The organism is Streptomyces sp. RG80 (assembly GCF_040446465.1).
Taxonomy (GTDB): domain Bacteria; phylum Actinomycetota; class Actinomycetes; order Streptomycetales; family Streptomycetaceae; genus Streptomyces.
The window spans coordinates 57,662-69,775 of record NZ_JBEAAJ010000002.1 but is presented as its reverse complement, the minus strand read 5'-3'; the positions used below and the strand labels follow the sequence as shown (position 1 = coordinate 69,775).

Annotated in this window: 8 protein-coding genes and 1 pseudogene; 5 read left to right on the top strand and 4 right to left on the bottom strand. The window is 71.4% G+C overall.

Translation table 11 applies throughout. The features are described from left to right. Positions 1 to 246: 246 nt before the first annotated feature. Both ABKA17_RS06185 and ABKA17_RS06180 read left to right on the top strand, forming a co-directional pair. Positions 247 to 3,354, top strand: a complete 3,108-nt coding sequence (locus ABKA17_RS06185) for a glycoside hydrolase family 2 TIM barrel-domain containing protein (RefSeq protein WP_353690837.1) — start codon at positions 247 to 249, stop codon at positions 3,352 to 3,354. A gap of 138 nt (positions 3,355 to 3,492) precedes the next feature. Further along, entirely contained in the window at positions 3,493 to 5,736 is a 2,244-nt protein-coding gene (locus ABKA17_RS06180) for a glycoside hydrolase family 9 protein (protein WP_353690836.1), read from the top strand. Positions 5,737 to 5,819: 83 nt separating this feature from the next. On the opposite strand, the gene ABKA17_RS06175 is transcribed toward ABKA17_RS06180, so the two are convergent. Both ABKA17_RS06175 and ABKA17_RS06170 read right to left on the bottom strand, forming a co-directional pair. Next, entirely contained in the window at positions 5,820 to 6,542 is a 723-nt protein-coding gene (locus ABKA17_RS06175) for a 2OG-Fe(II) oxygenase (RefSeq protein WP_353690835.1), read from the bottom strand. 23 nt (positions 6,543 to 6,565) lie between these two features. Continuing rightward, positions 6,566 to 7,076 (bottom strand): annotated as a pseudogene (locus ABKA17_RS06170) (methylated-DNA--[protein]-cysteine S-methyltransferase). 157 nt (positions 7,077 to 7,233) lie between these two features. Between ABKA17_RS06170 and ABKA17_RS06165 the strand changes: the two are divergent. From ABKA17_RS06165 to ABKA17_RS06155, 3 genes are all read left to right on the top strand, one after another. Next, positions 7,234 to 7,479, top strand: a complete 246-nt coding sequence (locus tag ABKA17_RS06165; protein ID WP_353690834.1) for a hypothetical protein — start codon at positions 7,234 to 7,236, stop codon at positions 7,477 to 7,479. A gap of 3 nt (positions 7,480 to 7,482) precedes the next feature. Further along, positions 7,483 to 7,860 (top strand): toxin Doc, encoded by a 378-nt coding sequence (locus ABKA17_RS06160; protein ID WP_353690833.1) that lies wholly within the window; start codon positions 7,483 to 7,485, stop codon positions 7,858 to 7,860. A gap of 503 nt (positions 7,861 to 8,363) precedes the next feature. Continuing rightward, entirely contained in the window at positions 8,364 to 9,965 is a 1,602-nt protein-coding gene (locus ABKA17_RS06155) for an RICIN domain-containing protein (RefSeq protein WP_353690832.1), read from the top strand. Here ABKA17_RS06155 and ABKA17_RS06150 read toward each other — a convergent pair. Together ABKA17_RS06150 and ABKA17_RS06145 are read right to left on the bottom strand one after the other, a co-directional pair. Then, entirely contained in the window at positions 9,962 to 10,939 is a 978-nt protein-coding gene (locus tag ABKA17_RS06150) for a 2-hydroxyacid dehydrogenase (RefSeq protein WP_353690831.1), read from the bottom strand. The genes ABKA17_RS06155 and ABKA17_RS06150 overlap by 4 nt on opposite strands. Then, positions 10,936 to 12,105 carry a lactate 2-monooxygenase gene (locus ABKA17_RS06145; RefSeq protein ID WP_353690830.1) on the bottom strand — a complete coding sequence of 390 codons (1,170 nt, stop codon included), beginning with the start codon at positions 12,103 to 12,105 and terminating at the stop codon, positions 10,936 to 10,938. The genes ABKA17_RS06150 and ABKA17_RS06145 overlap by 4 nt, the downstream gene beginning before the upstream one ends. Positions 12,106 to 12,114 lie beyond the last annotated feature (9 nt).

The following is a 12,114-nucleotide window of genomic DNA, read 5'->3' as shown; positions in this document are numbered from 1 at the left end:
GGACACTCACAGTGAACAGGCACGTCACTTGAGTTCCAGCCTAGTCCGTCACGCTCGCGCGCGGACGGGAACCCCCCGGGCACCGGGCGGCACGGGTCAAGAGGGGACAACCGGCCGTTGTGACGCGCGGGACGGACGGAGGCGATCGCACTCTTGACGGTCCTGTGTGGCGCGGCGTCAGAATCTGTGTGTTCACGATCAGTTGTGAGTACTTCTGGGCCCCGATGAGGGAGAGAGCCGCACACCATGACGGTCACTCGCAGATCTGTCCTGATCGCCACCGCCGCCGCGCCCGCGTCCGGAGCGTTCCTGAGCCCCTCGGCCGCCCTGGCCGCCGAGGCCGCCGCCGGGGGTGCCGCGGGCCGCGCCACGGTCGCCCTGCGCGACGGCTGGCGCTTCGCGCTGGTCAACCCGGGCGGGATCACCGACCCGACCGGCGCCTACGCCGGTGCCGCCGACCCCGCCTACGACGACTCGGCGTGGCGCCGGGTCGCCGTCCCGCACGACTGGAGCATCGAGCTCGCTCCCACCACCCAGAACGGCACCACCAGCGGCACCGGCTTCTTCCCGGGCGGCCTCGGCTGGTACCGCATCGCCTTCACCCTGCCGCCCGCCTACGCCGGCAAGCGGATCTCGGTGGAGTTCGACGGCGTCTACATGGACTCCTCCGTCCACTGCAACGGCACCGAGGTGGGCCGCCACCCCTACGGCTACACCGGCTTCGCCCTCGACGTCACCGACCTGCTCCACACCGACGGCACCACCGAGAACGTGATCGCGGTCAAGGTGCAGAACCGGCTCCCGAGCAGCCGCTGGTACTCGGGCAGCGGCATCTACCGCGAGGCCCGCCTCGTGATCACCGAGCCGGTCCACGTGAAGCGCTGGGGCACGTACGTCACCACACCCGAGGTCACCGAGGAACGGGCCGTGGTCCGGGTGGAGACCACGGTGGTGAACGAGTCCGGCACCGCGAGCCCCCTCGAGATCAGGTCGACCGTCAAGGACGACCGCGGCCGTACGGTGACCCGCGCCTCGACCACGGTCGACCTCACCGACCAGGCGACCGAGGCCACCGAGACCCACGAGCTGACCGTCCCGGAACCCAGGCTGTGGGACTTCGACGATCCGTACCGCTACACCCTGCTGACCGAGGTCCGCCGCGACGGCCGGACGGTCGACACCTACCGCACCCCCTTCGGCATCCGCACCTTCCGCATCGACCCCGACGAGGGCTTCCACCTCAACGGCGCCCACGCCAAGTTCAAGGGCGTCGACCTCCACCACGACCTCGGCGCCCTCGGTGCCGCCGTCAGCGTCGACGCGATCCGCCGCCAGATGACCATCATGAAGTCGATGGGCGTCAACGCCTTCCGTACCTCCCACAACCCGCCCTCGCCGGAGATGATCCGGGTCTGCGAGGAACTGGGGATCGTGATGATGGTGGAGGCGTTCGACTGCTGGCGCAGCCCCAAGACCCGCTACGACTACGGCCGGTTCTTCGACGAGTGGTCAGACCGGGACATCGCGGAGATGGTGCGGGCCGCCCGCAACTCGCCGGCCGTCATCATGTGGTCGATCGGCAACGAGATCTCCGAGTTCACGTCCACCGCGGGCCTGACCATCGCCGACCGTCTCCTCGCCGGCATCAAGGCGCTCGACGCCACCCGCCCGATCGTCATCGGCTCCCACCGGCACCGCAGCGTCCCCGCGCCCGGCACCCCGGCCGACCTGATCCTCGCCAAGCTCGACGGCCTCGGCCTCAACTACAACACCGCCAAGTCGGTGGACGCGCTGCACGCCCGCTACCCGCACCTGTTCCTCTTCGAGTCGGAGTCGTCCTCGGAGACCTCCACCCGCGGCGCCTACCAGGAGCCTGAACACCTCAACACCGGCGAGAACCACACCCCCGGCAAGCGGTCGACGTCCTCGTACGACAACAACCTCGCCTCCTGGACGATGAGCGGCGAGTACGGGCACAAGAAGGACCGGGACCGCAAGTGGTTCACGGGGCAGTTCCTGTGGTCGGGCATCGACTACATCGGGGAGCCGACGCCGTACGACGTCTTCCCGGTCAAGGCCTCCTTCTTCGGCGCGGTCGACACGGCGGGCTTCCCGAAGGACATGTACCACCTCTTCCGGAGCCAGTGGACCGACGAGCCGATGGTCCATCTGCTGCCGATGACCTGGAACCACGCGCGGGGCGACACCGTCGAGGTGTGGGCCTACTCCAACGTCGCCGCCGTCGAGCTGTTCCTCAACGGAAAGTCCCTGGGAACAAGGGAGTTCGACACGAAGAAGACCGTCGACGGCCGGCCCTACCTGGAGACCACCGAGGCGACCGGCGACGACAAGACCTTCACCGACGGTCCCTACCCCGGCAGTTACACCAGCCCCAACGGCAGCGCGGGCAAGCTCCATCTGACGTGGAAAGTGCCGTTCGCGCCGGGCGAGTTGAAGGCGGTGGCCCGGCGGGGCGGCAAGGTGGTCGCCACCGACGTGCTGCGCACGGCCGGACCGGCGCGCGCCGTACGGCTGAGCGCGGACCGCAAGTCCGTCGCCGCGGACGGGCGTTCGCTGGTCTTCGTCACCGCGGACATCGTCGATGCCCGCGGCGTCGTCGTGCCCGACGCCGAGAACCTGATCTCCTTCGAGGTGAAGGGCGGCTCGCTCGCCGGACTCGACAACGGCCGCGAGGAGAGCGCCGAGCGCTACCAGGCAAGCACCCGGACCGCCTTCCACGGCAAGGCCCTCGCGATCGTGCGGTCGGGCGCGGAGCCGGGCGCGCTGAAGGTGACCGCCCGCGCGGAGGGCCTCAGGGGGGACACCGTCACCGTGCGGGCCAAGCCGGCCCGGTCGGCGGCGACCACCCCACCGGCCGCGTTCGCCCCGGACCACCCGGCGCCGCCCGACCACCCCCACGCGGACGCCAGTTACTCCGGTCGTCCCGACACCCTCCCCGCCGCCATGCTCGACGGGGACGCGGCCACCGGGTGGTCCAACGCCTTCAGCAAGTCGGCCACCGCCCTCCTGCCGCTGTTCAACGGGGCCAGGGCCGAGGACTGGGTCTCCGTGGACTTCGGCCGGACCCGGACCTTCGACCGCGTCGAGGTCTCGTTCACGCTGAGCGCGACGCACAGCCTCCCGGCTTCGGTCGAGGCCGAGGTCTGGGACGGCGAGCGCCATGTGAAGGTCCAAGGTGCGGCCGTCGAGTGGGCGACGGCTTCGGACGAGCCCACCGTGCTCACCTTCGACGCGATCCGCGGTTCCCGGCTGCGACTGACCCTGACCAGTGGCCGTCCCGGCGAGGTCCAGGGCGGGATCCGCATCAGCAGGCTGGAGGTCCCGGCCGCCTGAGCCACGCGGTCCGGACGGGAACCGTTCCCGTCCGGACCGTTGACGCGGTGTCATGCCTGCAACAAGCATGGCGGTCGACCGTCTATTGGGAGCGCTCCCATCGGGAGCGCCACCCACAGCTCACCGAGGAGCCCGGACGTGAAAAGACGCAGAACCGCCCTGTTGTCCCTGACGGCCCTGCTGGGAGCGGCACTTGTGGCCACTCCCTTGTCCCCGGCCGCCGCCGAGGAGGTCGAACAGCTCAAGAACGGCACCTTCGACACCACCACCGAACCGTGGTGGGCGACCAGCAACGTCACCGCGGGCCTGTCCGACGGGCAGCTGTGCGCGGACGTGCCGGGGGGCACGACCAACCGCTGGGACGCCGCCGTCGGCCAGAACGACGTCACCCTGGTCAAGGGGGAGTCGTACAAGTTCGCCTTCAAGGCGAATGGTTCGCCCGCCGACCATGTGGTCCGCGCGATCGTGGGCCTCCAAGTGGCGCCGTACGACACCTACTTCGAGGTCAGTCCGCAGCTCAGTGTCTCGGGCGACTCCTACGCGTACACCTTCACCTCGCCCGTCGACGCCACCCAGGCACAGGTCGGCTTCCAGATCGGCGGCAGCGCGGACCCCTGGCGGTTCTGCGTGGACGACGCCTCGCTGCTGGGCGGGGTGCCGCCCGAGGTGTACGAGCCGGACACCGGGCCCCGGGTACGCGTCAACCAGGTCGCCTATCTGCCCTCCGGGCCGAAGAACGCCACGCTGGTCACCGACGCGACCGCGAAGCTGCCCTGGCAGCTGAAGAACGCCGCCGGCACCGTCGTCGCCCAGGGCTCGACCACCCCGCGCGGCACCGACGTGTCCTCCGCGCAGAACGTCCACTCGATCGACTTCAGCGCCTACAAGAAGCGGGGCAAGGGCTTCACCCTGGTCGCCGACGGCGAGACCAGCCGCCCCTTCGACATCGGCGCGAGCGCCTACGAGCAGCTGCGCACGGACGCGGCGAAGTACTACTACACCCAGCGCAGCGGCATCGCGATCCGCGACGACCTGCGCCCGGGCTATGGCCGCGCCGCCGGCCATGTCGACGTCGCGCCCAACCAGGGCGACGGGAACGTGCCCTGCCAGCCCGGCGTCTGCGACTACACCCTCGACGTCACCGGCGGCTGGTACGACGCCGGCGACCACGGCAAGTACGTCGTCAACGGCGGCATCTCCACCTGGGAGCTGCTGAGCACCTACGAACGCTCCCTGCACGCCCGCACCGGACAGCCCGCGAAGCTCGGCGACGGCACCCTCGCCATCCCGGAGAGCGGCAACAAGGTGCCGGACATCCTCGACGAGACCCGCTGGGAGCTGGAGTTCCTGCTGAAGATGCAGGTGCCGGACGGGCAGCCGCTGGCCGGCATGGCCCACCACAAGGTCCACGACGAGGCATGGACGGGCCTGCCCCTGCTGCCGAGCGAGGACCCGCAGAAGCGCGAGCTGCATCCGGCGAACACCGCGGCGACCCTGAACCTGGCGGCGACGGCCGCGCAGGCGGCCCGGCTCTACCGGCCCTACGACAAGGCGTTCGCGGCCAAGGCCCTCACCGCCGCCCGCAAGGCCTGGACCGCGGCCCTCGCCCACCCGGACATCTACGCCGACCCCAACGACGGCACCGGCGGCGGCGCCTATCCCGACAGCGACGTGACCGACGAGTTCTACTGGGCGGCGGCCGAGCTGTATCTCACGACGGGGGAGAAGACGTACGCGGACCGCGTGCTGGGCTCGCCCGTGCACACCGCCGACATCTTCGGCCCGCTCGGCTACGACTGGGCCCGCACCGCCGCCGCGGCCCGACTGGACCTGGCCACCGTGCCCAGCAAACTCCCCGGCCGCGACAAGGTGCGCCAGTCGGTCGTCAAGGGCGCCGACCGCTACCTGGCCACGCTGAAGTCCCAGGCCTACGGCATGCCGTACGCCCCCGCCGACAACCTCTACGACTGGGGCTCCAACCATCAGATCCTGCACAACGGCATCGTCATCGCCACCGCCTACGACATCACCGGCGGCGCCAAGTACCGTGACGGCGCCGTGCAGACCATGGACTACATGTTCGGCCGCAACACGCTGAACATGTCGTACGTGACGGGCTACGGCGAGGTCAACTCCCACAACCAGCACGCCCGTTGGTACGCCCACCAGCTCGACCCCAGCCAGCCGAACCCGCCGAAGGGCACCCTGGCCGGCGGCCCGAACTCGAGCATCCAGGACCCCTACGCACAGAGCAAACTCCAGGGCTGCGTCGGGCAGTTCTGCTACATCGACGACATCCAGTCCTGGTCGACCAACGAGCACACCATCAACTGGAACTCCGCCCTGACCCGCATGGCCTCCTTCGTGGCGGACCAGGCGTAGACGGAACCGGTCGACAGGGGCTCCACGACCTCCCAAGGGGTCGTGGAGCCCCTTCGCGTCACCGGGAGCTCCGGGACGTGTCGCTAGGCCGCGTCGTGGAAGACGAGTCCCAAGGCCCGCCGCCGGCCCGAGCGGACCGTGCTCACGCCGTGCCGCATCGGGCCGGCCGACCAGCCGCGACTGGTGCGCACCGGGCGGTCCCGGGTGGTGAAGACCAGGCCGTGGCCCTGGCGCAGCACCGTCGAGGTGCCCCGGGACTGGGCCCTGGGCCGCTGTTCGACCATCAGGAACTCCCCGCCCGTGTAGTCGGTGCCGTGGGTGTCGAGTCCGACCACCACCTGGAGCGGGAAGACCAGCTCGCCGAACACGTCACGGTGCAGGGCGTTCCAGTCGCCGGCGCCGTAGCGCAGCAGGATCTGCGCCGAGCGGTCCTGACCGGCGGTGTGACACCGCTCCAGCCACTCCTCGAGGGAGTCCGGCCAGGGCGCCGGGCGGCCGAGCCGGGCCGCCCAGTCCCGGGCGACGGGCAGCAGGCGCGGATAGAGCGCGGCCCGCAGGGCGGCCACCGGGGCGGGCAGATCGTGGGTGAAGTAGCGGTACTCGCCCGAGCCGAACCGGTGCCGGGCCAGGTCGACGGTGGTCCGGAACAGCTCCGGTTTCTCGTAGAGCGCGGCCAGGTCACGGCACTCGGCGGGCGTCAGCAGCTGCTCGGTGGGCGCGCTGCCGTGCTCGTCGAGTTCGGCGGCGAGCCCGTCCCAGTCGGTCCGGTCGACGCGCTGCCGGGCCCGCGTGAGGGTGGGTGTCATGGCGGTGCCTCCCGTCGTCGTCATCATCCGAGCATCGGTTGGAGGGCACCCTCGTGCGTGAGCAGCCGTACCTTGCGCTCCACCCCGCCCGCGTACCCGCGCATCGAGCCGTCGGCGCCGATCACCCGGTGACAGGGCCGCACGATCAGGAGCGGATTGGCGCCCAGCGCGGCGCCCACCGCCGGGGTGTCCGCCCGAGCCACGCCGAGCCGCTCGGCGAGCGCGCCGTACGTGGTCGTGGTGCCGTACGGGACGGTGTCGAGCGCCCGCCACACCCTCCCCCGGAGGGGGTACCCCCAGCTGGAAGTCGGTGCCGCCGGGCGCGAGCCGTAGCTCGAATCGGGTGAGCCGACCCGCGAAGTAGGCGGTCAGCTGCTCCTCGGCCGCGCTGAAGGACGCGTCGTCGCGCCGCCACCGAGGGCCGACGCGCGGCGCGCTGCGCTGCCCCGGCAGCGACACCGAGACCAGCCCCGACTCCCCGCCCACCAGCAGCAGTTCGCCGAGCGGGCTCTGAAGCGTCGTGTACGTCGTCATGGATCCGTTCCCTTCCTGTCCGTGACGAGTCTGCTGCGCGGAAGGAGTCCGTGCTGGCGGGAATCGGACATGGCGCTGGGAGGGTTCGGTACCTGGGTTCATCGGCTCTGAGCTGGAGGTATTTACGGGTAAGTACCTCGGCGGTACCGTGAAGGGCATGCCAGCTCTCAATGTGGAGTTCAGTGACCGTGAGCTAGAGGACCTGCGGCAGATCGCCAAGGAACGCGGTACGTCGATGAAGGCCCTCGTGCGGGAGGCCGCCGCGGCGGACATCGCGCGGCACCGGGCGCTCCAGGAGGGCGCGGAGGCCTTCCGGAGGTTCTTCGCGTCCCACGCCGACGAGTTCGCCGCCGCCTTCCCCGACGACGAACCGGCCGTCAAGGACGAGGGGCGGGTCGGCTGACCCATGGCTCCCGTCGTCCACATCGACGTGCCCTGGCTGCTCCAGCGGCATGAAGAGGTCCTGCCCGAGCAGCCCACGATCAACGACTTCTCCGCGTTGGTGGCAGCCGTCGCCCGGCACCGCGTCGACCCGCCCCGCCTCGGCGTGGACTCCGACCCGGCCTGGCGTGCCGCCGCCCTGCTGCACACCCTCGCCCTGCTCAAGCCCCTGCCGTCCGCCAACGCCCGCTTCGCCTGTGCGACGGCGGTGGCGTACATGTTCGTCAGCGGCGTCGGCATCGACCCGCCCTACGGTGCAATCGTGGACCTGGCCCGCGATCTGATCTCCGGCAAGGCCGACGTCTACGGCGCGGCCGACCGGCTGCGCTCCTGGCAGATATAGGGGCAGAGACAGGGGCCGGGGCCGACCCCGTCCCACCCTCGGGGCCGCCGACCGAGGGCGGGAGGATCGGGGTCGGCGGCCGTTTCGCGCAGGAGAGCCGCCGTCCCGCGCGTGGCCTTGGAGGGGCCGGTACCAGTGCACTACGGGGTGGTGCGCGCCGGGAGCGTGCGCGTCGCTCCGGCGCGTGCGCGTGTTTCACACGGGGCGCCTGAAATGCCGCGGGCCGTGGTGGGCGACCTGCGTCGCGACCGTTTCTGACTATCTTTCAACGAAACGGATGTTGCTCAAGTGCCTTGTTGGTCATGACCTGCTTGTGCAAAGGTGAACTACCCGTGCGGGGGGTAATGGCCGGGTCTTCTTTCGTCCGGTGGGGAACCCGGGCGGATGGGTCGTTGGTGAATTCGTACTCCTCGCGCCTCGCCAAAAAGGTATGCACCAATCCCCGACTTTTTCGGCGAGCAGAACTTCTCAGAGTCACCTGCGCGTGGGAAGGAAACCGCTCAGTGCCCACCCCCCACCCCCCTCGCCCTCCTTACCCGCCGCCCGGCGGGGCTACAGGGGAATCCGACGACGACCTCGCCTCTCTGCTCAGGGGTCGTACGGACGGCGAGGCGGCCCAGGCGGCCGCGCTGTTGATGGCGCGCCACTGGCAGCCGGTTCATGAATACGTCGTGATCTGCCTCGCCGCCCGGTCGGACGTCGCCGCCATGGTGACCGCCGCCGCCTTCCACCAGGTCCTGGACCGGCTGGCGCTCGGCGAGCAGGCCACCGCCCTGCGCCCGCGCCTTCTGGTGCGGGCGCGTGACACGGTCCGCGAGTGGTCGGCCGAGGAGCGAATATCCGGTGTTCTGCCGGATCTCGGGAAACCGGCCGGCGGCCGCGGTATGCGGGCCGCGAAGTCCATGACGCCCGAAAACCGGAAACTCGCCGAGCGCTCTTTCCAGGCCCTGCCCGGACTCGCCCGCTGTCTGCTCTGGCACACCGAGGTCGAGGCCGAGTCCATTGCCGTCCCCGCCGGGCTGCTGGCGATGGATACCGACACCGCGTCGGCCGCTCTCGAACAGGCGCGGGAAAAATTCCGCGAGGGTTGTGTACATGCCCATCGGGAACTCGCGCCGACCAAGGACTGCCGGTTCTACAACCGCCTCCTTGATGTCCCGATTCGCCGGGGCGGAGCCCTGCTGCCGGATGTGCAGCAGCATCTGACGGAGTGCCGCTACTGCCGTTTCGCCGCCGAGCAACTGAGCCATTTCGAGGGCGGCCTCGGGGTGCTGCTCGCCGAGGCCGTGCTCGGCTGGGGCGCCCGCCGCTACCTCGACTCCCGGCCCGGCCGCTCCGAGACCGGCCCGCGCGGCCGGGGCGGCGCCCGGCACGGCGCCGGCCGCCGTCGCCTGCTGTCCCGTATCCCCACTCCCGGCCGCCGTCCTCCGGAGGGTCCGAGGCCCTCACGGGTACTGCTCACCGGAGTGGGTCTCGCGTCCGCGGGACTCCTCGCCAGCATGCTGGCGGCGAACGTGTGGTCGGACGACGGCAGCACCGAGCCGGCCGCCTCCACGAGCGCGTCCGGAGGCCGCGAGTCGGCCTCGGGCGGCGTGTCCACCTCACCGCCCGGCACCGCGCAACTCCCGATCGTGCCGAGGCAGTCCCGGCTGCGGAACGTCGGCGCGGACCTCTGTCTCGACATCCGCGGCGAGGTGCGCAAGGGAGCCGGCACCGAACTGGAGACCTGCTCGGACGCGGAGACCCAGAAGTGGACGTACGAGACCGACGGGCGGTTGCGCAGCGCCGCGGACCCCGATCTCTGCCTCGACTCGCACGTGGACGCCGGTGTGGTCGTCCTCGGGACGTGCGCGGACGACAAGAGCAGGCGTGTGGACGACGTGCGCTACGACATCACCGTGCAGGGCGAGTTCCTCACCCGCTGGGACGAGCAGCTCGCCCTGACCTCCACCACCGGGGCGGCGGACGCCGACATCGTCGTCAAGGTGCGTGACGGTTCCGACGGACAGCGCTGGGTGACGGACCCCGTGTCGCCCAGCGCCGGCGCGCTCTCGATCCCGGACACCGGCGCCCCGTCCGCCCGGTCCGTCGGGGGGCCCGTCTAGTTCACGACGTCGCGGGGCGGTTCGCCCGCCAGGTGGCCGGTCGCGTTGCGGACGGCGGCCAGGGCGATCCGCCCCACCGTCTCGCGGGTGACGCCCCCGACGTGCGGCGACAGCACCACGTTCGGGGCGCGCAGCAACCGCAGGGCCGGGGTGGGCGGCTCGGGGTCGAAGACGTCGATGCCCGCACCGGCCAGGGCGCCCTTCTCCAGGGCGTCGGCGAGGGCGTCCTGGTCGATCAGGGCGCCCCGCGCGGTGTTGACCACGAACGCGGTCGGCTTCAGCAGCGCGAGCCGCTCCGCGTCCAGGAGATGGCGGGTCCCGTCGGTCAACGGCGTGTGCAGGGAGACGTAGTCGGAAGTCCGCAGCAGTTCCTCGAGCGGGACATGGCGGGCGCCGCCGAGGCGTGCCTCGGTCTCCTCCGGCACCCGGCGCCGCCCGGCGTAGACGACGGACATGTCGAACGCGACCGCCCGCCGGGCCACTTCCCGCCCGATCTGCCCGAGCCCCACTATGCCGAGCGTCTTGCCCGACAGTTCGGTCAGGGAGCGCTGGAGGCGGGGCAGCGCCCAGTCGGCCTCGACGAGCGCGGTGTGCGCCGGGACCAACTGCTTGGCCAGCGCCAGCATGAGGGCGAAGGTCTGCTCGGCCACGTTCTGCGCCTCGGCGCCGCTGGAGCCGATGGTGCACACGGCCACGCCCCGGGCCCGCGCGGCCGCCACGTCCACGTAGTCGAACCCGTGGCTCGCGCACTGCACCAGCTCCAACGCCGCCGCGTCGGCGAGGTGTTCGGCCGTGACCGGCGCGAGCGCCGTGATGATCACCCGGGCCGCCCGGAGCGCCGCCGGGTCCTCGTCGACCGACTCCACGACGGTGACGTCCGCCTCGCCCGGGAACAGCGTGGCGAGCCCGGCACCCGGACGTCGGCCGCCCACGTGGGGCGCGACGACGACGAGCACGTTCTTCGTGGCGGTCATACGGGGTCCTCGATGAGGTCGGCGGGCCCGACGGTGGTCGGGCAGGCGTGCCCGGACAGGGCGAGGGTGAGGTCCAGTTCCGCGAGCAGACAGCGGATGACGTGCTCGACGCCGGGCTGTCCGTCCAGGCCCAGGCCGTACACGTACGGCCGCCCGACGAGCACCGTTCTGGCGCCCAGCGCGAGTGCCTTGAAGATGTCGTCGCCGGTGCGGATCCCGCTGTCGAAGAGGACCGTCAGCCGGTCTCCGACCGCCTCGGCGACCCGCGGCAGCGCGTCGGCCGCCGCCACGGACCCGGCGACCTGACGGCCGCCGTGGTTGGAGACCACCACGCCGTCCATCCCGGCGTCCGCGGCCGCCCGGGCGTCGTCCGGGTGCAGGACGCCCTTGAGGACGATCGGACCGTCCCAGTTCTCGCGCAGGAACGCGAGGTCCGGCCAGGTCTTGCCGGGGTCCGCGAACATCCCCACGAAGTGCATCACGGCCGCGTTCGGGTCCTCGGTCACCGGTTTGGCCAGGCCCGCCCGGAACGCCGGGTCGGAGAAGTAGTTGGCGGTGCCCACCCCGTGCAGGAACGGCAGGTAGGCCTGGTCCAGATCGCGCGGCCGCCAGGCGAGCAGGGGAGTGTCGAGGGTGACGACGAGCGCGGTGAACCCCGCCGCCTTCGCCCGGCGCAGGAAGCTCAGGCCCACCTCGGGGTCCTTCGGCCAGTACAGCTGGAACCAGCGCTCGGCGTCCCCCATCGCCTCCGCGACCTGCTCCATCGGTGTGCTGGACGCCGAGGACAGGATGTACGGCACACCCTGCGCGGCGGCGGCCCGGGCGGCGGCCGGCTCGGCACCGGGGTGCATGATCGAGAGCACGCCGACCGGCGCCAGGGCCAGCGGGGCGGGCAGGGCGCGGCCGAGCACCTCGACCGACAGATCGCGCTCATGGACGTCCCGCAGCATCCGCGGCACGATCCGACGCCGCTGGAGCGCGGCCCGGTTGGCTCGGGCGGTGCTTCCGTCGCCCGCGCTGCCCGCCACGTACCCGACCGGGCCGGGGCCGAGGCGCTGCTCGGTGAGCTCCTCCAGCCGGGTCAGATCCGTGGGCAGCCGCGGGACGGCGCCCGACATGCCGTTCAGATAGATCTCGTACTGGAAGTCGGCCCAGTGCTTCGCCATCCGTACGTC